The organism is Streptomyces umbrinus (assembly GCF_030817415.1).
Taxonomy (GTDB): domain Bacteria; phylum Actinomycetota; class Actinomycetes; order Streptomycetales; family Streptomycetaceae; genus Streptomyces; species Streptomyces umbrinus_A.
This window is the reverse complement of record NZ_JAUSZI010000002.1, coordinates 4023203-4044609: the sequence shown is the minus strand read 5'-3', so window position 1 is coordinate 4044609 and position 21407 is coordinate 4023203. Positions and strand designations below refer to the sequence as shown.

Here is a 21407-nt window from a genome sequence, read left to right as displayed (position 1 = left end):
TCGCAGATGTCGCCCACCACCCCGCCGTGCGAGGCTGTCCCGCCTACACGAGGCTGTCCCGCCACGCCTGATGCAGATCCGCGAACCTGCCCGTGTCCGCGACGAGTTGGGCCGGGCTGCCGTCCTCGACGATGCGGCCGTGCTCCATGACCAGCACCCGGTCGGCGATCTCGACGGTCGACAGACGGTGGGCGATGACGACCGCCGTCCGGCCGCGCAGGACCGTGTCCATCGCGCGCTGCACCGCCCGCTCGCCCGGCACGTCCAGCGAACTGGTGGCCTCGTCCAGGATCAGGACCGCCGGATCGGCGAGCAACGCCCGTGCGAACGCCACGAGTTGCCGCTGACCGGCCGAGATGCGGCCACCCCTCTTGCGTACGTCCGTGTCGTAGCCGTCCGGCAGGGCGCTGATGAAGTCGTGGGCGCCGATGGCCTTCGCGGCCCGCTCGATGTCCTCGCGGGAGGCATCCGGGCGGCCGATGGCGATGTTCTCCGCGACCGTGCCGGAGAAGAGAAAGGCCTCCTGCGTCACCATCACCACCCCGCGGCGCAGTTCGCGGACAGAGAGCTCGCGCAGGTCGACGCCGTCGAGGAGGACCCGGCCGTCCGTGGGGTCGTAGAAGCGGGCCAGCAGCTTGGCGAGTGTCGACTTGCCCGCGCCCGTGGAGCCGACCACGGCGACGGTCTGGCCCGCCGGAAGGGTCAGCGAGAAGGACGGGAGCACCTCGCCGCCGGTGCGGTACGCGAAGCGGACGTCGATGAACTCGACCTCGCGGCCAGGGTGTTCGGAGACGAGCTCCGGCAGCGCACGCGCCCGTGCGGGCTCCGGCACCGAGGGGACCTGGGCCAGCAGACCCGCGATCTTCTCCAGTGACGCGGCCGCCGACTGGTACGAGTTGAGGAACATGCCGAGCCGGTCTATCGGGTCGTACAGCCGGCGCAGGTACAGCACCGCGGCGGCCAGTACACCCAGCGCGAGCGAGCCCGACGCCACCCGGTAGGCGCCCCACAGCACGATCCCCGCGACCGCCGTGTTGGCGACGAGCCGGGAGCCGATGACATAGCGGGCCATCTCCAGGATGGCGTCGCCGTTGATGCGTTCGTGGCGGCTGTTGAGTACGTGGAAGTCCGCGTCGTTGACGGCCTCGCGGCGGAACGCGCGCACCGGCCGGATGCCGTTCATCGTCTCCGCGAACTTCACGATGACGGCGGCGATGGCGGTCGAGCGGATGCTGTAGATCCGTCCGGCGCGGCGCCGGTAGAGCCGGATGAGGAGGTACAGCGGCACGAACGAGGCCACGGCGACCGCGCCGAGGCCCAGGTCCAGCCAGAGCAGCAGCGCCGAGATGTAGACGAACGACAGGATGACGGTGATGAGCTCCTGGAGTCCCTCGCTGAGCAGTTCGCGCAGCGACTCGACGTCCGTCGTGGAGCGCGAGATGAGCCGGCCCGAGGTGTAGCGCTCGTGGAAGTCGACGCTGAGCGCCTGCGCGTGCCGGAAGATCCGGCCGCGCAGGTCGAGCAGGACGTCCTGGTTGACGCGGGCGGAGGTCAGGACGAAGCCGTACTGGAGCGTGCCGGCCGCCACCGACGCCAGGACGTAGGCGACCGCCACGGCGATCAGCGGACCGTGGTCGTCGCCGCGGAAGGCCGGTACGGCACGGTCGATGGCGTACGCCACGAGCAGCGGGCCCGCCTGCACGGCGGCCTGCTGGAGCAGCAGCAGGACCGCGGCGAGGACGACGCGGGCCTTCATCGGCGCGAGCAGGGAGCGCAGAAGGCCGGCCGTCGCGCGCGGGGGAGCGGGGAGGGAGTCGCGGTCGAAGGGGTCGCCGTTCCTGTGCGGAGGTGCCGGCCGGTCCTCTTCGTCGGTCGGCGCGGTGGTCGTGGGCGCCGTCATCGGTTGTCCCCCTCGCTCGTCGCTGTCGCTGTCTCTGCCGTCCCGGACATCAGCCAGGCGTACTCCGCGCTCGTACGCAGCAGTTCGTGGTGCGTGCCGACGGCGGTGATACGGCCCTCGGAGAGCAGGGCCACCCGGTCGGCGAGCATGACCGTGGACGGGCGGTGGGCCACGACCAGCGCGGTCGTGTCGGCGAGGACGCGGCGCAGGGCCGCCTCGACCAGGGCCTCCGTGTGTACGTCCAGGGCCGACAGGGGGTCGTCCAGGACGAGGAAGCGGGGTCTGCCGACCACGGCCCGGGCCAGGGCGAGGCGCTGGCGCTGGCCGCCGGAGAGGCTGAGGCCCTGCTCGCCGACCTGGGTGTCCGTGTCCCCGGGGAGCGCGTGGACGAAGTCCGCCTGCGCGACGGCCAGGGCGCGGTTCAGCTCGGTCTCGCCCGCGTGGGCCCCGGCGCCCATGAGGACGTTCTCCCCCACGCTCGCCGAGAAGAGGGTCGGCTCCTCGAAGGCGACCGCCACGAGTGCGCGCAGCGTTTCCCGGGGCATCTCGGTGATGTCCTGGCCGTCCAGGGTGATCCGGCCCGCCGTGACCTCGTGCAGCCGGGGGACGAGCGCGGTGAGCGTCGTCTTCCCGGTGCCGGTGCCGCCCACGAGGGCCATGGTCTCGCCGGGGCGGATGTGGAGGTCGATGCGGTCGAGTACGGGAGCGGAGCCGGCCGGGGCGTCCGGGTAGCGGAACTGGACGGCGTGGAAACGGAGTCCGCCGGTGGCGGTGGCGGTGGCGGAGACCGTGCCGGTGCCCACGGCCGCGCCCGTCTTCGCCCCCGCCTCTGCGGCCACGGCGTGCCGAGGCGGGACGACCAGGCCGGACTCCGGTTCCGCGTCCATCACCTCGAAGTACCGCTCCGTCGCGGTCGCCGCCTCCTGGCTCATCGCCAGCAGGAAGCCGATCGACTCGAGGGGCCAGCGCAGCGCGAGAGCCGTGGACAGGAAGGCGACCAGCGTGCCGGTGGACAGCTCGCCGTCGGCCACCTGCACCGTCCCGAGCACGAGCGCCGCACCGATGGCGAGTTCGGGCAGGATCGTGATCGCGGCGAAGATCCAGGCGAGCAGCCGTGCCTTGGCGAGCTCCGTGCCGCGCAGGGTGCGGGAGAGGTCCCGGAAGGCGAGGGCCTGACTGCGGTGGCGCCCGAAGCCCTTGATGATCCGGATGCCGAGCACACTCTCCTCGACGAGCGTCGTCAGATCGCCGACCTGGTCCTGCGCCCGCCGCGCCACCTTCGAGTACCGCTTCTCGAAGAGCCAGCAGACGATCATCACGGGCACGGCGGGCGCGAGCAGCACCAGCCCGAGCGTCCACTCCTGGGCCAGCATGATGACGAAGCCCACCAGGATCGTCACGCCGTTGACCAGCAGGAACGTCAGCGGGAAGGCGAGGAACATCCGCAGCAGCATCAGATCCGTAGTGCCGCGCGACAGCAACTGCCCGGAGGGCCAGCGGTCGTGGAACACCACCGGCAGCCGCTGCAGATGCCGGTACAGATCCGCCCGCATCGACGCCTCGACCCCGGCGAGCGGCCGGGCCACCAGCCACCGCCGCAGCCCGAACAGCACCGCCTCGGCAAGCCCGAGCAGCAGCAGGTACAGCGCCCCGAGCCACACCCCGCCCGTGTCCCGGTCGGCCACAGGACCGTCCACGATCCACTTCAGTACGAGCGGAATCACCAGCCCCGTACACGAGGCGAGGACCGCGACGACGGCCGCCGTGAAGAGCCGCGTGCGCACGGGCCGCACGTACGGCCACAGGCGCAGCAGGCTTCGTACGGCGGAACGGCTCCTGGCCGGTTCGGTTTCCGGGGCTTCCTCGGCAGGGGTGTCGGCGGCGGGCGCGGGTGTAGTGGGCATCAACGCGAGCCTACGGACCGGCACTGACAACGCCCACCGAGTTTTGGCCGGTCCCGGATCCGCCGCTGGTCCTACGACCTGCGTGTTCGACGGGTCGTACGCACGATGCCGCCGGGTCGTACGACGGCATCAACCGATCGGTTGATGCGCGTTCGAGCGCGACGGCCGATGTGGCGGACCCCGCCCCGGCGGGACGCTCGGAGCATGTCATCCACACCCATGATCGAAGTCACCGATCTGCGCAAGTCCTACGGCGGCTGGCCCGCCGTCGACCGCGTCTCCTTCACCGTCGAGGAGGGCGAGATTTTCGGCGTCCTCGGCCCGAACGGAGCCGGCAAGACCACCACCGTCGAATGCGTCGAGGGCCTGCGCGTACCCGACGCGGGCCGTGTCCGGGTGACCGGCCTCGACCCCGTCACCGAGCACGCGGCCACCCGCCGAGTGCTCGGCGCACAGCTCCAGGAGAGCGAGCTGCAGGCCAAACTCACCGTCCGCGAGGCCCTGGAGCTGTACGCCGCCTTCTACACCGGCCCGCTCGACTGGCGGCCCCTCGCCGAACGCCTCGGCCTCACCGACAAGCTCACCACCCGGTTCGCCAAGCTCTCGGGCGGCCAGAAACAGCGCCTGTTCATCGCGCTCGCCCTCATCGGCAACCCCCGGATCGTCGTCCTCGACGAGCTGACCACCGGCCTCGACCCGCGGGCCCGCCGCGACACCTGGGAGCTCATCGAGGACATCCGCGCGAACGGCGTCACCGTCCTGCTCGTCACGCACTTCATGGAGGAGGCGCAACGGCTCTGCGACCGGATCGCCGTGATCGACAAGGGCCGGGTGGCCGCGCTCGACACCCCGGCCGGTCTGATCCGCCGCTCGGCGGGCGCCACCGTCATCAGCTTCACCCCGTCCGCCCAGCTGGACGACCGCGACCTGAACGCGCTCCCGGGGCTCGCGTCGATCGAGTACAAGGACGGCCGCGTCACCCTGTCCGGCACCGACGAGACCGTCAACGCCGTCGTCACCCTCCTCGCCCGCACCCACGTCACGGCCCACCAGCTCCGCGTCACCGACGCCACGCTGGACGACGCGTTCCTCGACCTCACGAAGAACGTCACCACGGACGCCACCAAGGACTCGACCACGGACGCCCCGAGCGACGCCACGAAGGAGGCAGCGGCATGAGCACGGCCCTGGGCAACGCCGCCCTCGGAAAGACGGCCCTCGTCAACCCCGCCGTACTGAAGAGCGAGGTCCGTCTCTTCCGCAGGGAACCCGGCAGCCTCTTCTGGATCCTCGGCTTCCCGACCCTCCTGCTGGTGATCCTCGGCTCGATCCCCGCCTTCCGGGACGCCGACCCGGACTTCGGCGGGCTGCGCCCGGTCGACGCCTACGTCCCGGTGAGCGTGCTGCTCGGCCTGACCGTCGGCGGTCTGCAGGCGATGCCGCAGACCCTCACCGGCTACCGCGAGCGCGGCATCCTGCGCCGGATGTCCACCACCCCGGTCCGGCCCGCCGCCCTGCTGTCCGCGCAGATGCTGCTGTACGGCGGGGCCGCCCTGACGTCGTCCCTGCTCGCCCTCGCGGTCGGCCGCCTCGCCTTCGACGTACGACTGCCCGAGCAGCCCTTCGGATACGCGCTGGCCCTGGTTCTGGCCGTGCTTGCGGCCCTCGCCCTGGGCGCGGTGATCTCGGCGCTGTCCCGGACGACGAAGATCGCGGGCGCCATCGGGTCCGCCGTGTTCTTCCCGGCGATGTTCTGCGCGGGTGTGTGGATGCCGGTGCAGACCATGCCCGACGTACTGGCCCGGATCGTCGGCTGCACACCGTTCGGCGCGGCCGCCGAGGCGCTCAACCAGGCGGCGGCGGGCGACTGGCCGGGCTGGGGCCACCTGGGCGTGCTCGTGGCCTGGACGGTGCTGCTGACGGCCGCGGCGTCACGCTGGTTCCGGTGGGAGTAGGAGAGAGCCCGTGCAGACTGGGGAGATGACCGAGGCGGATCAGCGGATCGAGCACCGTTGGGACCAGCTCCACACCTGGGGTCCCTACGGGCTGCTTCTTGTCTCCACCGTCCTTTCGGTCCTCGCCGGCGAGCTCATGGAGGGTCCCGCCGAGTGGTACGCGGCCGGGGCGCTGGTGGTCGCCGCGGTGGCGCTCCAGCTGTGGCACGGGCCCCGCCGTGGCCGCCGGACCCCGTCCCGCGGCGGGACCCTCTACTACGTCCTGCGCTGGGTGATCTCCTTCGCCCTCACCTGGCTGAACCCGTTCTTCGCCTTCTACGCGTCCACCGGCTACTTCGACACCGACGAACTGATGTCCGGAACGCGCCGGCAACGGCTCGGCCTCTTCGCCACCGTCGTCGTGGTGGCGGGCGCGCAGGCCGGCGGGCTGCCGTTCCACAGCCCGGTCCAGTGGGTGCTGTTCGGCGTGATGATCGTCGCGAACAGCGCCCTGCTGATGGCGGTCGGTCATCTCAACCAGCAGGAGGAGCAGCGCTCCCGCGAGCGGGCCGGGACCATCGCCGAACTCGAACGCACCAACACCGCCCTGCAACAGGCCCTCGACGAGAACGCCGCCTTGCACGCCCAACTCCTCGTCCAGGCGAGGGAGGCCGGGGTCGCCGACGAACGCCGACGCCTCGCCGCGGAGATCCACGACACCATCGCCCAGGGCCTGACCGGCATCATCGCCCAGCTCCAGGTCGTCGCGAGCGCCCCCGACCTGCCCTCCGCCCGCACCCATCTCGACCGCGCCTCCACCCTCGCGCGCCACAGTCTCGGCGAGGCCCGCCGCTCCGTGCAGAACCTCGCCCCCGTGGCCCTGGAGAACGACGGACTGCCCGAGGCCCTGAAGAAGACGGTCGCCGAGTGGGGTGAACGGACGGGCGTACGCGCCGAGTTCACCGTCACCGGCACCGCCGAGCAACTCCACGAGGAGATCTCGGCGACCCTCCTGCGCATCGCCCAGGAGGCCCTGTCCAACGCCTCCCGGCACGCCCACGCCACCCGCCTCGGCCTCACCCTGACCTTCCTCGGCGACGAGGTGATCCTGGACATCCGCGACGACGGCCGCGGCTTCGACCCGCTCGCGGTCCCCGCCCGCTCCACCGCCGCCGGCTTCGGCCTCGACGGCATGCGCGCCCGCGCCGAACGCGTCGCCGGATCCCTCGCCGTCGAGTCCGAGCCGGGACACGGCACGGCCCTCTCAGCTCGCGTACCGTTGGTACGCCATGACAGCTGACGCGACAGACGACCCCACGGTGGAGGGGACGATCTCCCTCCTCGTCGTGGACGACCACCCCGTCGTACGGGACGGTCTGCGCGGCATGTTCGAGTCCGCGCCCGGTTTCCGCGTACTGGGAGAGGCGTCGAACGGCGTCGAGGCGGTCGAGCGGGCCGCCGCGCTCGACCCCGACGTGATCCTGATGGACCTGCGCATGCCGGGCGGCGGCGGTGTCGAGGCCATCGCGCACCTCACCCGCGCGGGCGCCCGCGCCAAGGTCCTCGTCCTGACGACGTACGACACCGACTCCGACACGATCCCCGCGATCGAGGCGGGCGCGACGGGCTACCTCCTCAAGGACGCACCCCGCGACGAGCTGTTCACCGCCGTACGCGCGGCCGCCCAGGGCCGTACGGTCCTCTCCCCGGCCGTGGCCTCCCGCCTGGTCTCCGCGGTCCGCACGCCCAGGGCCCCCGGCAACGAGCCCCTCTCCGCCCGCGAACGCGAAGTCCTCACCCTGGTGGCCAAGGGCACGTCCAACCGCGAGATCGCCCGCGAACTCTTCATCAGCGAGGCCACGGTCAAGACCCACCTGACCCACCTGTACACGAAGCTGGGCGTCAAGGACCGAGCGGCGGCGGTGGCCACGGCGTACGACCGGGGGATCCTGGGCTGACCCGCCCGACCGCGCAGCCCGACCGCGCAGCCCGACTACGCGGTCGGGTACGGGAGCAGGCCGTCCGCGATCTTCTCCCACGACGCCTTCAGCTCGGCCAGCAACTCCGGCCTGTCCGGGGCGAGGTCGGCCTGCCCGCCCGGCGTCCGGCCCGGACAGCGCCCCGTGTAGAGGCTGAACCGGGTCGGAGAGCAGGTCGCGGACCCCGAATACGCGTCGGTGAACCGCACCCCCTGCCGGGCCAGCCGGTCCAGGTTCGGCGTCTTGATGTGCGGGGCGCCGTAGGAGGAGAGATCGGCCCGGCCGAGGTCGTCGCCGAGGATGACCAGGAGGTTGGGGCGGCGGGCGGACGCGGAGCCGCCCGGGCGGGCCTTGAACGGGCGTTCGGCGGGGGCCGCCTCGGCGGCGGTGGCCGTACTGGCGACGGCGGTCACGGCACCACCACCGATAAGACCACCGAAGGTGCGACGGGATATTTCGGGCATGCGTGATCCTCGGGGCAGAGCGGTCCCATGGCGGGACGCGCGGCGGGAAAGCCGGGAAGGGACTCCGGAAACCGGGACGGCGCTCAGGAAGGCTGCTCAGGAAAGGTGGGGGAGAAGGTCAGGAAGAGAGCGTGGCGATCGCGGGCTCAGCGACAGATGGCGCTGGACTGCCGGCACAGATCGACATGGCGCCGCTCCACGAGCGCGACGCACACGCACGGGTGATCAGCGGACAGCTTCATGAGAAGGGACGTTGCCAGCGGGCAGGTCGGGACGTCAAGAACGTGTCCGGATCGCGGAAGGCACCTCTCAGCCCACCTTCAGCAACATCACCGCCCGCGCCGGCACAGTGATCGCAGCCCCCGCCCGGTGCACCACCCCGGGCGTATCCCCCTGCTCCTCCTGCGACGTGTCGACGACGACCTCGTAATGGTCCGCCCACGGCGCCCCGGGCAGGACGAAGCTCGCGGGCCGGTCACCCGCGTGGAGGACGGCCAGGAAGCTGTCGTCCGTGACCGGTACGCCACGCGCGTCCCGGCCGGGGATGTCCCGCCCGGACAGGTACATGCCGAGCGTCGCCGCGGGCGCGTACCAGTCCCGTTCCGTCATCTCCGCGCCGCGGGCCGTGAACCACGCCAGGTCGCGCAGCCCGTCGGCCGAGTGGGCACGGCCGGAGAAGAAGGCCCGCCGCCGCAGCACGGGATGGGCGTGGCGGAGGGCGATCACACGGGCGGTCAGGTCGAAGAGGGCCCGCCAGTCGGGGTCGTCGAGCAGGGTCCAGTCGATCCAGCTGATCTCGTTGTCCTGGCAGTACGCGTTGTTGTTGCCCCCCTGGGTCCGCCCCAGCTCGTCCCCCGCGACCAGCATCGGCACGCCCGTGGACAGCAGCAGCGTGGTGAGGAGGTTGCGCAGCTGACGGCGCCGCAGGCCCCGTACGCGGGCGTCCTCCGTCTCGCCCTCCGTCCCGCAGTTCCAGGCGCGGTTGTCGTCCGTGCCGTCCCGGTTGCCCTCTCCGTTGGCCTCGTTGTGCTTGCGCTCGTACGACACCAGATCCCGCAGGGTGAAACCGTCGTGGGCCGTCACGAAGTTCACCGAGGCGTACGGCCGCCGCCCGCCCCACGCGTACAGGTCGCTCGACCCCGACAGCCGGTACCCGAGATCCCGTACGTCCGGCAGCGCGCCCCGCCAGAAGTCCCGTACGGCGTTGCGGTAGCGGTCGTTCCACTCGGTCCACAGGGGAGGGAAGGCCCCCACCTGGTAGCCGCCGGAGCCGACGTCCCACGGCTCGGCGATCAGCTTCACCCGGCGCAGTACCGGGTCCTGCGCGATGACCGCCAGGAACGGGGACAGCATGTCGACGTCGTGCATGGAGCGGGCCAGCGCGGCCGCCAGGTCGAACCGGAAGCCGTCCACCCCCATCTCCGTCACCCAGTAGCGCAGCGAGTCCGTGATCAGGCGCAGCACGTGCGGCTGTACGACGTGCAGGGTGTTGCCGCAGCCCGTGTAGTCCGTGTACCGCCGGGCGTCGCTCTGCAGCCGGTAGTAGCCGCGGTTGTCGATGCCGCGCAGCGACAGCGTGGGGCCCAGCTCGCCCGCCTCCGCCGTGTGGTTGTAGACCACGTCGAGGATGACCTCGATACCGGCGGCGTGCAGCGCGCGCACCATGCTCTTGAACTCGCCGACCTGCTGGCCGGTCGTCCCCGAGGCCGCGTACCCGGCGTGCGGCGCGAAATAGCCGATCGAGTTGTAGCCCCAGTAGTTCTTCATGCCCCGGCGCAGCAGATGGTCCTCGTGCGCGAACTGGTGCACCGGCAGCAGCTCCACCGCCGTCACACCCAGCCTGGTCAGGTGCTCGATCGCCGCCGGATGCGCCAACCCCGCGTACGTGCCCCGCAGTTCCTCCGGGATGTCCGGGTGCAGCTTCGTGAAGCCCCGCACGTGCAGCTCGTAGATGACCGAGTCCGCCCAGGGCGTCTTCGGACGGCGGTCGTCCGTCCATTCGTCGTCGGGCGCGTCGTCGTGGACGACGACACCCTTGGGGACGTAGGGAGCGGAGTCCCGGTCGTCGCGCACGGTGTCCGCGACCTGCTGCTGGGGCCAGTCGCGCACATGCCCGTACACCTCCGGCGGCAGCGTGAAGTCGCCGTCCACGGCACGGGCGTACGGATCGAGGAGCAGCTTCGCCGGGTTCCATCGGGCGCCGGTCCACGGGTCCCAGCGGCCGTGCACCCGGAAGCCGTACCGCTGCCCGGGCCGCACGCCGGGCACGAAGCCGTGCCAGATCTCGTGGGTCAGCTCGGTGAGGGGCACCCGGATCTCGGTGCCCTCGCCGCCCGAGCCTTCGGAGTCCCCGGCGTCGCCGAACAGGCACAGCTCGACGGACTCGGCACCGCCCGCCCACAGCGCGAAGTTGGTGCCCGAGACACCGTCGGGACCGGTCCGGAAGCGCGCCCCGAGCGGGGTCGGCGCACCGGGCCACACGGGGACGGCCGGCGCGACGCGCGGACTGCCGTTCAGCACGGGGGCGGGCTGCGCGGGCAGCCCGGCGCCCGGGGCGCGCCCCTCCTGCACTGCCTCCTGCTCGGCTGCGCTCGACACCTCACGGCCTCCTGCGGCTCGATGGGAGCGGCGCGCGGAGATGCCCATGGCGTCCCGGCCACGGCTCCCCGTCGCGTCGTCCTTCCCACTGTTCTGCCCAGCGCCGGGCTCGCACTCACGTTTCCCCAGGAGAGGGCTGACCGGCCCCGGGCGGATGAGACGTCCCCCACTTCCCCGGGGCCGGTTCGTCGTTGGGCCCCACGTGATGCACGCACAGACGCGCGCGGCGCGCGCAGGGGCCGCGCTGGCCGCCGTACTGACATGGGCAGGGCTGCTGGCCGGAGCCGCGGGATGCACCTCGCACGGTGTGGACAGGGTGCTCGGCAAGCCCCGTTCGCCCGAGAACACGATCCGCGTCTCACCGGACGACGGCAGCAAGGCCGTACGCCCCGACGAGAGCCTGCGGGTACGGGTGCCGGCCGGGCGCCTGGAGTCGGTGAAGGTCGTCAGGTCCCAGGACGCGCAGGACTTCCCGGTGCCTGGCCGGATCGCCGAGGACGGCATGACCTGGCGTCCGGACGAGCCCCGACTGGCCCTGGCCGCCAAGTACTCCGTCGACGTGGTCGCGCTCGACGGCCACGGCCGGCGGGTGGCCCGGCACTCGACGTTCACGACGTCCGTCCCCGACGAGCGCTTCATCGGATACGTCATGCCCGAGAACCGCTCCACGGTCGGCACCGGAATGATCGTCTCGCTGGACTTCAACCGCGTGATCGAGAACCGCGCGGCGGTCGAGCGCGCCGTCCGTGTGACCTCCGTGCCGGCGGTGGAGATCGCCCCGCACTGGTTCGGCGAGAAGCGGCTGGACTTCCGGCCCGAGGAGTACTGGAAGCCGGGCACGAAGGTCACCGTCGCACTGCGGCTGCGCGACGTCGAGGCGGCCCCGGGCGTGTACGGACTGCAGTACAAGACCTTCTCGTTCACGGTCGGCCGCAGCCAGGTCAGCCTCGTCGACGCCGCCGATCACACCATGGAGGTGCGCCGCGACGGCGAGGTCCTCTCCACCGTGCCGATCACCGCGGGCGCCCCCAAGAGCACGACGTACAACGGGAAGATGGTGGTCACCGAGATGCTGGAGGTGACCCGGATGAACGGCGCGACGGTCGGCTTCACCGACGCCGACGGCAAGGGCGAGTACGACATCCCCGACGTGCCGCACGCACTGCGCCTGACCACCTCCGGGACCTTCCTGCACGGCAACTACTGGGCGCAGGGCGTCTTCGGCACCGCCAATGTCAGCCACGGCTGCGTGGGCCTGCGCGATGTGAAGGGCGGCAGCTCCGCGACCCCGGCGGGCTGGTTCTTCGACCGCAGCCTCATCGGTGACGTCGTCGAGGTCGTCAACAGCAATGACAAGAAGGTCGCTCCTGACAACGGCCTCGGCGGGTGGAACATGGGATGGAAGGCCTGGAAAGCGGGCTCCGCGGTGAAGTAGACCGACAAAGGGGTACGCACAAGACGTGCGCCGACAGCCCCGCGGGCTGTTGAAGTTGGGACTGAACGGTGACAATCCCAGGAGGTCAACGCTCCTGGCGGTGTGATTAATTAGCGCGATACACGCGTGGGACGCGGCTGTGAGCTGCGGGCTCCCGCCATGGGCCCAGGCGTCACGGGGCGACCAACGATGGGTAGTGCGGGCCTTGATCAGGCCGTGCGAGGGGAGAACGAACTTGAACGGGCGACCGATATCGGGGGCGTCGGTTGGCGCGCGGACACGGCGTGGAAAGGGGGCTCTGGCGCTCGCGTTGGGGACCCTGATGCTCGTCGTGACCGCATGCGGCGGGGGAGGGGACTCGGACTCCGGGTCCGGCTCGGGGAAGGGCGGGGACAAGGATTCCGGCCAGGCGGACACCAAGGTCTCGCAGGCGGTCGTGACCGTGGCCCCGAAGGACGGCGCCGACGGTGTGAAGACCAGCGGCGCGCTCAAGGTGACGGCGGCCAAGGGCAAGCTGACCGAGGTCGAGGTCGAGGACACCAAGGGCAACCCGGTCGAGGGGAAGATCACCGACGGGGGCGCGACCTGGACGCCCGACACGCATCTCGCCGCGTCCACCAAGTACAAGGTCCACGCGGTGGCCAAGGACTCCGAGGGCCGTGAGGCCGCGGAGGAGTCGGCGTTCACCACGCTGACCCCGAAGAACACGTTCGTCGGCATCTTCACGCCCGAGGACGGCTCGAAGGTCGGCGTCGGGACGACCTTCTCGGTCAACTTCACGCGGGGGATCACGCACCCCGAGGACGTCGAGAAGGCGATAGACATCAAGACCGAGCCGGCGGTCGACGTCGAGGGCCACTGGTTCGGCAACGACCGCCTCGACTTCCGCCCCGAGAAGTACTGGAAGCCCGGTACGAAGGTCACCGTGAAGCTCAACCTCGACGGCGTCGAGGGCAGGCCCGGTGTCTACGGCGAGCAGGCCAAGACCGTGAAGTTCACGATAGGCCGCAGCCAGGTCTCCACCGTCGACGTCAAGACCAAGAAGATGACCGTCAGGCGCGACGGCAAGGTCATCAAGACCATCCCGGTCACGACGGGCAAGCCCGGCTACGAGACCTGGAACGGCCAGATGGTCATCACCGAGCGCCTCCGGGTGACCCGGATGAACGGCGAGACGGTCGGCTACGGCGGCGAGTACGACATCAAGGACGTGCCGGACGCGATGCGGCTGACCACGTCGGGCACCTTCATCCACGGCAACTACTGGGGCGGCGACGCCTTCGGCAACTACAACGCCAGCCACGGCTGCATAGGCCTGCGCGACCAGCGCGGCGGCGGCGACCGCGGCGCACCGGCCGCGTGGTTCTTCGACCGCTCGATCGTCGGTGACGTGGTGGTCGTGAAGAACTCCAACGACCGGATCGTGGACCCGGACAACGGGCTCAACGGCTGGAACATGTCGTGGCAGAAGTGGAAGGCGTGACGGCCCGGGGGCGCTGACCACGCCCCTCCGGCCCTGAGGTCCTCGGACTTTCGGCTGTACGGCCCCGGTGTGCTCCTCTGTGACGCGGTGCACCGGGGCCGTCGGCGTGTGACGGCCACATCGGCCGAGGCCTGTGACGGAGCACACCGGGGCCGTCGCCGTTAGCCCCCGTTAACCTGCCTTCATGACTGTGCATCTCGAAGTCGCCGAAGGTGTCGGCACGATCCGTCTCGACCGCCCGCCCATGAACGCGCTGGACGTCGCCACGCAGGACCGCCTCAAGGAGCTCGCCGAGGAGGCCACGCGCCGCGAGGACGTGCGCGCGGTGATCCTCTACGGCGGCGAGAAGGTGTTCGCGGCGGGCGCGGACATCAAGGAGATGCAGGCCATGGACCACGCGGCGATGGTCGTACGGTCCCGTGCCCTGCAGGACTCCTTCACCGCCGTGACCCGCATCCCCAAGCCGGTCGTCGCCGCGGTCACGGGTTACGCGCTGGGCGGGGGCTGCGAGTTGGCGCTCTGTGCCGACTTCCGCATCGCCGCGGACAACGCCAAGCTGGGCCAGCCCGAGATCCTGCTCGGACTGATCCCGGGCGCGGGCGGCACCCAGCGCCTGTCCCGCCTGATCGGCCCCTCCAAGGCCAAGGACCTCATCTTCACCGGCCGCATGGTCAAGGCCGACGAGGCCCTGTCGCTCGGCCTGGTCGACCGGGTCGTACCGGCCGACGAGGTGTACGCCGAGGCGCACGCGTGGGCCGCGAAACTGGCCCAGGGGCCGGCGCTCGCGCTGCGTGCCGCCAAGGAGTCGGTCGACGCGGGTCTGGAGACGGACATCGAGACCGGACTCGCCATCGAACGCAACTGGTTCGCGGGGCTGTTCGCCACCGAGGACCGGGAGCGGGGCATGAAGAGCTTCGTGGAGGAGGGCCCGGGCAAGGCGAAGTTCCTCTGACGGAGGTCTGCGACGAGGGCCGGTGGCAAGGGGTTGTGGGTGCCGTGAAAGTCACCCGCCGAATTCCGCTGATCCACTTGCAGTTGACGCGATGTCTTACCCGCGTCCCTCGAAGGGGCGGTTTATCCGAGCCTTAAGGCAATCTTAAGGCTTCCTTGTCGGGTGCGGCGGGCGATTGCCCCGAACGAGGCTGTTCCCGCAGGTCAGGCGGGCTGTGGTCACTACCGAACTGCCGCTGGCATATGCCGATCGAATCGGGCGGAATGGGGGGTTCCGGGGGGCGTATTCCTCCGGAACGCCCCCGACGGGGCCTCTGGGCGGCCATGATGGGGGCATGGCGGGGCTGGAGGGTATCGAACAGCCGCGGCGGCACGGGAGTGCGACCGCGGCGCGCTGGTCGCCCGCGGTCGAGGACGAACACGCGCTCAAGGCGCTGGAGTTGTTCGGCAATCCGACCGAGGGGGAGGTGCCGTTGCCCTCCCGGCCCGAGTCCGCGGCCACCGCGCGTCGGCTGACCCAGGTCGTGGTTCTGCGTCACTGGGGGCTCTCGCCGAAGATGACCGAGGATGCGGTCCTACTGGTCTCGGAGTTGGTGGGCAATGCCGTGCGGCACACCGGCGCGAGGGTGTTCGGGCTCCGTATGCGCCGCCGCCGGGGCTGGATCCGGATCGAGGTCCGTGACCCCTCCCGTGGCCTCCCCTGCCTCATGCCGGTCCAGGAAATGGACGTGAGCGGCCGGGGCCTGTTCCTCGTCGACAAACTCTCCGACCGCTGGGGCGTGGACCTCCTGCCTCGCGGCAAGACGACATGGTTCGAAATGAGAGTGGCGGACCGTTAGGGTTTTCGCCCCCGCCGCCCTTACCCATTCCCGTCACTTACTCAGAGGCTCCGCCCCCGCCCCCCCCGAAAGACTGCGCAGTTCCCCGCGCCCCTTTCAGGGGCGCGGGGAACTGCGCGACCAGCCACAACGAACCCGCACGCATCCCACTCCGCAAACCCCCACACCCCCCAGCCCGTCCGGCGTTTGAGGACGAGCGCGGCAGCGCGATACGGGGGGCTGGGGGCGGAGCCCCCAGGGGACGGGAATGGGTAGGGGGGCGGGGGCGAAACCAACGACGCTGAGACGGCCGAGGCAACGCCCGTCGGCGGCACGCCGCCGTACGAGTGAAGATCCACGGCCCGCCCCCGCAGAACCGAGATCGTGCTCCTCATGATCACAACTCGCCTGCGGCGGCGGGCCGCCGCCGTCGTCCTGTCCCTCTCGGCCGTCTTCGCGACGTCCGCGGCGACGCTCCCCGCCGACACCACGACGAAGGCACCCACGGCCTTCGCCGCGAAGGCCGCCGCCCCCACCTGTCCCCAGTTCGCCGACCCGGTCCACGCCGCCGCGGACCACCGCGTGGAGGTCGACCGCATCACGCCCGAGCCGGTCTGGCGCAAGACCTGCGGCACGCTCTACCGCAGCGACGGTCGCGGCCCCTCGGTCGTCTTCGAGCAGGGCCTCCACCCGCGGGACGTCATCAACGGCCAGTACGACATCGAGCGGTACGTCCTGGTCAACCAGCCCTCCCCGTACGTCTCCACGACCTACGACCACGACCTCTACAAGACGTGGTGGAAGAGCGGCTACAACTACTACATCGACGCCCCCGGCGGTGTGGACGTCAACAAGACCATCGGCGACACTCACAAGTGGGCCGACCAGGTCGAGGTCGCCTTCCCCGGCGGTATCGCGCGGAAGTACATCATCGGCGTCTGCCCGGTCGACAAGAAGACCAAGACCGAGATCATGAGCGACTGCGAGAGCAACCCGTACTACGAGCCCTGGCACTGAGCCCCGGCCTCCGGCCCGACACCGACTCGCCGCTCGCTCCCTAGCGGGCGATCAGCAGTGCCTCCGCCCCGACCGGGCGGAACCCGGCCGCCTGGAAGGCCCGTACGCTGCGGGCGTTCCCGGCGGCCTGCTGCGCCCAGACCGGCTCACCCCCGCCCAGATGCCGGGCGGCCACGGCGAGCGCACGCCCCAGACCCCGGTGCCGTACCCCCTCGGCCACCTCGATCGCGGCCTCCAGCCGCCCCGCGACCCCACGCCCCAGGACGAGTACGCCCCCGTCGGCGGCCCACACCCGCACGTCGTCCCGCCGCTTGCGGGCCCGGGCGACCCGTGGATGACCGGGATCGTCGAGTTCCGTCAGCCCCAGCGGCGGCGGGCCCGGCAGCGGCGCCGCGACCGTCAGCAGGTCGATCGTGTCCGTCGTACGCCCCGTACGCTCCATGAACGCCGCCAGGAACCGCGGGTTCATCGTCGCGGCGAGCGGATCGCAGTCGGCGGCGGCCAGCGTTTCGCGGACCCAGCCCTCCCCCTCGTCGGTGAAGACGACGGAGTGCGCGGTGAAGGCGATGACCCCGGCATCCCGGTGGGCGTGCTGCGGCACGACCGTCGTACCGCCGTCCGGCGGCGGGAAGACTCCTCGCGCCGCCGCGTCGAGAATGTCCCGCAGAGTGCCGGCCACCGCGCCGCCCCTTCCCTCGCCCATCGCTTGAGTCTCCACCCACTGGAAGGCCCAGACTCCACCCCATGATCGACGACGGCACCGGGCTGCTCACCATCGGGCAGCTCTCCCGGAGCACCGGACTGCCGGTGCGCACCATCCGCTACTGGTCGGACGCGGGCGCCCTGCCGCCCGTGACCCGCTCCGGGGGCGGCTACCGGCTGTACGACGCCGGGTCCGTGGCCCGCCTCGAACTCATCCGTACGCTGCGGGAACTGGGCCTCGGCCTGGACGACGTACGCCGGGTGGTGGCCGGCGAGACGACGGTCGCGGAGGTGGCGGCCACGCATGTGGCGGCCCTCGACGCGCAGATCCGGTCGCTCAAGGTGACCCGGGCGGTGCTGTCGACCGTGGCGCGACGCGGCTCGACCGCGGAGGAGACGACCCTCATGAACAGACTGGCGCGGCTGTCGGCCGCGGAGCGCAAGCACATCGTCGACGACTTCATGGCGGAGACCTTCGACGGCCTCGACACCGCGGACCCCGACATCCGCACCCGGCTGCGCTTCGGCGTGCCCGACCTGCCCGACGACCCCACGACCGCGCAGGTGGACGCGTGGGTCGAGCTCGCCGAGCTGCTGCAGGACGCGGGCTTTCGCGCGCGGATGCGGAGGATGGTCGAGTTCAACGCCGCGGACCGGGGGCCCGACGTGCCGGCCGGTACGTCCCTGTGGCTGATGAGCCGCCTGGTGCAGCTGGCCGGTGAGGCACGGGAGCGGGGCCTCGCGCCGGACGCCCCGGAGGCCGCCACGGTCCTGACCGAGGTGCTCGGCGCCGCCGACAGGGCCGCCGTACTGGAGCGCATGACGTCGGCGAGCCAGACCGAACTCGCCCGCTTCCGGGAACTGCTGGCACTTGTACGGGGGACCGAGCCGCTGCCCACGCACCGGGAGGCGTTCGCGTGGGTGGTCGCCGCGCTCCACGCTCAGCTCGGCAGCTAATCTGACCTCGGTAAGTACGGCACATCAGAAGGGGCGGGTCCGGTGGCGGACATCGAGGAAGCACGCAAGGCGTTCGAGCGCATCGACGTGGACGGGGACGGCTACGTCACCGCCGCCGAGTTCAAGAAGGCCCTGGCCCAGGGCGGCGACTGGAACGTCACCGAGTCGGTGGCCGAGGCCGTGATCGCCTCCCAGGACCTCAACGGCGACAAGCTGCTGTCGTTCGACGAGTTCTGGTCGCACCTGAACAAGTAGCCGAACGCGAGAATCGCGAGGGGCGCTCCCGCCGGACGGGCGGGGCGCCCCTTCGTCATGCGGTGCGTGACCGCTGTCCCATGCGATGGTCGGGACAGCGGTTTCCGGACGTTCGAAACGCTGTGCGGCCTTTCGGGTGATGGCCCGGAATAGCCCGCTTGCCCCGGAGGTTGGTGCTCCACATCGGAGTCATCGACCCCCGGAAGGACGCGCGAGTCATGAAGATCGGCATCATCGGAGCGGGCAACATCGGCGGCAACCTCACCCGGCGGCTCACGGCCCTCGGCCACGACGTCTCCGTCGCCAACTCCCGAGGTCCGGCGACCCTCACCGCACTGGCCGAGGAGACGGGTGCGACGCCCGTCCCGGTCGAGGAGGCGGCACGCGGCGCCGAACTCGTCGTCGTCACGGTCCCCCTGAAGGCGGTCCCGGGCCTGCCGTCCGGGCTCTTCGACGAGGCCGCCGACGGAGCCGTCGTCGTCGACACCGGCAACTACTACCCGCGGCAGCGGGACGGCAAGATCGCCGGGATCGAGGACGAGGGCCTGACGGAGAGCCGCTGGACGGCCCGGCAACTCGGCCACACGGTCGTCAAGGCCTTCAACGGCACGTACGCCCAGGACCTCCTCGACCGCCACCGCCCCGCCGGAGCCCCGGACCGCATCGCCCTCCCGGTGGCCGCCGACGACGCGTCCGCCAAGCAGGTCGTCCGCGACCTCATCGACGAACTCGGCTTCGACACGGTCGACGCGGGCTCCCTCGACGACTCCTGGCGCCAGCAGCCCGGCACCCCGGTCTACGGCCTCCAGGAAGGCGTGGACGCGGTGACCAAGGCCCTGGCGGAGGCACCGCGGGAGCGCTCGGCTGACTTCCGGGCGTAGGGGCTATGGCGTTCCGGGTGTAGGGCTACGACGGCAGCACTCCGGCGCCCCGCTCAGACGATCTCCAGGGGCCTGTGCGGCCCGTCCGGCAACTCGACCTCGACCGGGTCACCGGGCCGCACCACGCCACCCGTGACGACGACACTCATGATCCCGGCCCGGAACCGGACGCTCCCTTCCTCGTCCCGCCAGACGACCTGCTTCATCAGCCCCTTCTGGAACCCGTCGATCTGCGCACAGGGATTCCGCAGCCCGGTGACCTCGACGACGGCCTCGTCCCCGACGCGCAGCAGTGTCCCGGCCGGCAGCCCCAGCAGATCGATCCCCCGGGTGGTGACGTTCTCGCCGAGCTGCCCGGCCGCGACCTCGAACCCGGCCTCCCGCACCTCGTCGAACAACTCCTCGTGAATGAGGTGCACCTGCCGCAGATTGACCTGAGAAGGATCCTTCTCCATCCGGAACCGATGCTTCACCGTCACCCCGGCATGCACATCCCCCTCCACCCCGAGCCCGGCAAGCAACGTAATACCGTCCCGATTCGGCTTGGAGAACGAATACTTACCGCTGCTGCTGACTGCAGCGACACTCCCACCCATGCTGTGAAGCTCCCCTCTTCCTCACGCTTGCTGTCCGATACCCCTCGACGAGGCCCGTGGAATCTCCAATTCCGACGGACGGGCGCGTTACGCCTGTTCGACTTCCCCGTTGATCGGATGGTACGTCAACCGAACTGTTCGACCGGGGGCTTGAACGAGAGGCTGCGAAGCGAGTGGGAACGGCTGGGCCTGCGGCCGGTCTTCCGAACGGTTTCCGCTCACGAAGGGATTGTGCAGAACCCACTGCATGCAGCATCGGAGGGGGAGAGGGCTGGCTCCGATCAACGTTGGACGGGCAGTCGCCGATATCCGGTTGTGTGAGTTCGGCGGATGCGGCAGAGCGGTTTCCGCCAGAGGACTGTGTTGCGCTCACTACCAGCAGAGAACCAAGGGGCAGCCGCTTTCACCGCTACGGAAGAAGCGGGGAAACGGTGCCTTCCGCGAGATGGTCGAGCGTGGAATCGTCGAATGTCTCGGATGCGGTGAGGACAAGCCGCTGGCGGAGTATTCGATCCTCAACGCTTCGGGAGCACCGCGACCGTACTGCAGACCGTGCAATGCCGAGCGCGTCCGCCTCGGCCAGTACACGTGACCAGAGGATTCGTCGATCAACTCCTGAGGCTCCAACAGGGTAGTTGTGCCGTTTGCGCAAGAGCTCACACAGGCGGCAGAGCCATGGATATTGATCACGACCACGCTTGTTGCCCCGGCTCCGGCAGTTGCGGTGACTGCGTGCGAGGGCTCGTCTGCAACAACTGCAACATGCATGGCCTTGGGTGGTACGAAGCTCTCCCGCCCGAGCTTCGTACCTTCGATCTGCTCAACGAGTACCTCGCCGACCCGCCGGCGAAGCGGCTTCGCGCAGAACTGGTCCTGTCCGTCCGCTGGATGCGTCAGGCGTTCTCGGCCCATTCGCGCAGAGCGGCCTTGCTGGAGAAGTCCGCCACGTTCTTGTCCAGCGGATCGTCGGTGTACTGGTGAAAGCGCCACTTGGCCTGGATCCGCGGTTTGCCCGCCGTGACGTAGTCGGCGATCCATAGACCGTCACCTGCGTACGAGGTGTCGTCGACGTTCAACCAGTAGTTCCTGTTCGCGTAGAGAACGACCCGGTTGTTCGGTCGGAGTTCCTTCACCTTGCGGATGAAGCGGTCCTTTTCGGCGTTGGACGCGTGGGTGCCGTCGCCTGTTGTCTCCCAGTCGACGGCGAGGATGTCGCCGGCCTTTTCGGGGGCCTTGCCGACGAAGTACTCGGCCTGGGCCGTGAGGTTGCCCGGCCAGAGGAAGTGGTAGAAGCCGACGACGCAGCCGGCGTCACGGGCCCGTTTCGTCTGCGCGCTCAGCTTCGGATTGACGTACGTGCGGCCCTCGGTGGCCTTGACGAAGACGAAGGACACGCCTTCGGTGCTGTACGAGGACGACTGGTAGGCGCTGACATCGATGCCGCGCAGCATGTGGTTCCTCCGTGCGGTGGGGGGACGGGTGCCGGTGTTGCCTGTGGGGGACAACTTCCTTTGCTCTTCCCCCACTTCGCCC

20 protein-coding genes and 1 pseudogene are annotated in these 21407 nt (G+C 70.6%); 13 read left to right on the top strand and 8 right to left on the bottom strand.

Features of this window, described 5'->3' with window-relative positions; translation table 11 throughout:
* Positions 1–43: 43 nt before the first annotated feature.
* On the bottom strand, positions 44–1900 hold the full coding sequence (locus tag QF035_RS17665) for an ABC transporter ATP-binding protein (RefSeq protein ID WP_307521298.1): 1857 nt from the start codon (positions 1898–1900) through the stop codon (positions 44–46).
* A complete protein-coding gene (locus tag QF035_RS17660; protein WP_307521297.1) occupies positions 1897–3804 on the bottom strand; it encodes an ABC transporter ATP-binding protein in 1908 nt (635 codons plus the stop codon). The genes QF035_RS17665 and QF035_RS17660 overlap by 4 nt, the downstream gene beginning before the upstream one ends.
* Positions 3805–4008: 204 nt before the next feature.
* On the opposite strand from QF035_RS17660, the gene QF035_RS17655 reads away from it, so the two are divergent.
* The 4 genes from QF035_RS17655 to QF035_RS17640 are packed head-to-tail and all read left to right on the top strand — an operon-like array spanning position 4009 to position 7696.
* On the top strand, positions 4009–4983 hold the full coding sequence (locus tag QF035_RS17655) for an ABC transporter ATP-binding protein (protein WP_307521296.1): 975 nt from the start codon (positions 4009–4011) through the stop codon (positions 4981–4983).
* A complete protein-coding gene (locus tag QF035_RS17650) occupies positions 4980–5759 on the top strand; it encodes an ABC transporter permease (RefSeq protein ID WP_307521294.1) in 780 nt (259 codons plus the stop codon). Before QF035_RS17655 ends, QF035_RS17650 begins: the two co-directional genes overlap by 4 nt.
* Positions 5760–5784: 25 nt before the next feature.
* Entirely contained in the window at positions 5785–7038 is a 1254-nt protein-coding gene (locus QF035_RS17645; RefSeq protein ID WP_307521293.1) for a sensor histidine kinase, read from the top strand.
* The gene (locus QF035_RS17640; protein ID WP_307521291.1) at positions 7028–7696 is read left to right on the top strand and encodes a response regulator; all 669 of its coding nucleotides are present in this window, start codon (positions 7028–7030) and stop codon (positions 7694–7696) included. Before QF035_RS17645 ends, QF035_RS17640 begins: the two co-directional genes overlap by 11 nt.
* Positions 7697–7782: 86 nt before the next feature.
* Here the strand turns inward: QF035_RS17640 and QF035_RS17635 are convergent.
* The 3 genes and pseudogenes from QF035_RS17635 to glgX form a co-directional block, all read right to left on the bottom strand.
* A pseudogene (locus tag QF035_RS17635) lies at positions 7783–8181 on the bottom strand (sulfatase family protein); the annotation flags it as partial.
* 146 nt (positions 8182–8327) lie between these two features.
* On the bottom strand, positions 8328–8423 hold the full coding sequence (locus QF035_RS55790; RefSeq protein WP_373466672.1) for a putative leader peptide: 96 nt from the start codon (positions 8421–8423) through the stop codon (positions 8328–8330).
* A 67-nt stretch (positions 8424–8490) separates the two neighbouring features.
* Positions 8491–10779 carry a glycogen debranching protein GlgX gene (gene glgX, locus QF035_RS17630; protein ID WP_307521290.1) on the bottom strand — a complete coding sequence of 763 codons (2289 nt, stop codon included), beginning with the start codon at positions 10777–10779 and terminating at the stop codon, positions 8491–8493.
* A gap of 202 nt (positions 10780–10981) precedes the next feature.
* Here glgX and QF035_RS17625 point away from each other — a divergent pair, with 202 nt between their 5' ends.
* The 5 genes from QF035_RS17625 to QF035_RS17605 all read left to right on the top strand — a co-directional run bounded on the left by QF035_RS17625 (position 10982) and on the right by QF035_RS17605 (position 16483).
* Positions 10982–12214 carry a L,D-transpeptidase gene (locus QF035_RS17625; protein ID WP_307521289.1) on the top strand — a complete coding sequence of 411 codons (1233 nt, stop codon included), beginning with the start codon at positions 10982–10984 and terminating at the stop codon, positions 12212–12214.
* A 235-nt stretch (positions 12215–12449) separates the two neighbouring features.
* Entirely contained in the window at positions 12450–13697 is a 1248-nt protein-coding gene (locus tag QF035_RS17620; RefSeq protein WP_307521288.1) for a L,D-transpeptidase, read from the top strand.
* Between the two features lie 184 nt (positions 13698–13881).
* Positions 13882–14649 (top strand): enoyl-CoA hydratase/isomerase family protein, encoded by a 768-nt coding sequence (locus QF035_RS17615; RefSeq protein ID WP_307521286.1) that lies wholly within the window; start codon positions 13882–13884, stop codon positions 14647–14649.
* A 229-nt stretch (positions 14650–14878) separates the two neighbouring features.
* On the top strand, positions 14879–15487 hold the full coding sequence (locus tag QF035_RS17610; protein WP_307531195.1) for an ATP-binding protein: 609 nt from the start codon (positions 14879–14881) through the stop codon (positions 15485–15487).
* Positions 15488–15859: 372 nt separating this feature from the next.
* Positions 15860–16483, top strand: a complete 624-nt coding sequence (locus tag QF035_RS17605; protein ID WP_307521285.1) for an ADP-ribosyltransferase — start codon at positions 15860–15862, stop codon at positions 16481–16483.
* Between the two features lie 40 nt (positions 16484–16523).
* Here QF035_RS17605 and QF035_RS17600 read toward each other — a convergent pair whose 3' ends face one another.
* The gene (locus tag QF035_RS17600; protein WP_307521284.1) at positions 16524–17186 is read right to left on the bottom strand and encodes a GNAT family N-acetyltransferase; all 663 of its coding nucleotides are present in this window, start codon (positions 17184–17186) and stop codon (positions 16524–16526) included.
* Between the two features lie 41 nt (positions 17187–17227).
* Here QF035_RS17600 and QF035_RS17595 point away from each other — a divergent pair, with 41 nt between their 5' ends.
* From QF035_RS17595 to QF035_RS17585, 3 genes are all read left to right on the top strand, one after another.
* On the top strand, positions 17228–18142 hold the full coding sequence (locus QF035_RS17595) for a helix-turn-helix domain-containing protein (RefSeq protein WP_307521282.1): 915 nt from the start codon (positions 17228–17230) through the stop codon (positions 18140–18142).
* A gap of 42 nt (positions 18143–18184) precedes the next feature.
* Positions 18185–18397 (top strand): EF-hand domain-containing protein, encoded by a 213-nt coding sequence (locus QF035_RS17590; RefSeq protein ID WP_189843688.1) that lies wholly within the window; start codon positions 18185–18187, stop codon positions 18395–18397.
* 218 nt (positions 18398–18615) lie between these two features.
* On the top strand, positions 18616–19278 hold the full coding sequence (locus tag QF035_RS17585) for an NADPH-dependent F420 reductase (protein WP_373466671.1): 663 nt from the start codon (positions 18616–18618) through the stop codon (positions 19276–19278).
* 53 nt (positions 19279–19331) lie between these two features.
* On the opposite strand, the gene QF035_RS17580 is transcribed toward QF035_RS17585, so the two are convergent.
* Positions 19332–19874, bottom strand: a complete 543-nt coding sequence (locus QF035_RS17580) for an MOSC domain-containing protein (RefSeq protein ID WP_307521280.1) — start codon at positions 19872–19874, stop codon at positions 19332–19334.
* 552 nt (positions 19875–20426) lie between these two features.
* Between QF035_RS17580 and QF035_RS55785 the strand changes: the two genes are divergently transcribed.
* Positions 20427–20855: an endonuclease domain-containing protein gene (locus QF035_RS55785; RefSeq protein ID WP_373466670.1), complete on the top strand. Its 429-nt coding sequence runs from the start codon at positions 20427–20429 to the stop codon at positions 20853–20855.
* Here QF035_RS55785 and QF035_RS17575 read toward each other — a convergent pair.
* A complete protein-coding gene (locus tag QF035_RS17575; RefSeq protein WP_307521279.1) occupies positions 20768–21325 on the bottom strand; it encodes a glycoside hydrolase family 25 protein in 558 nt (185 codons plus the stop codon). The two genes, QF035_RS55785 and QF035_RS17575, sit on opposite strands and share 88 nt — an antisense overlap.
* Between the last annotated feature and the right edge of the window lie 82 nt (positions 21326–21407).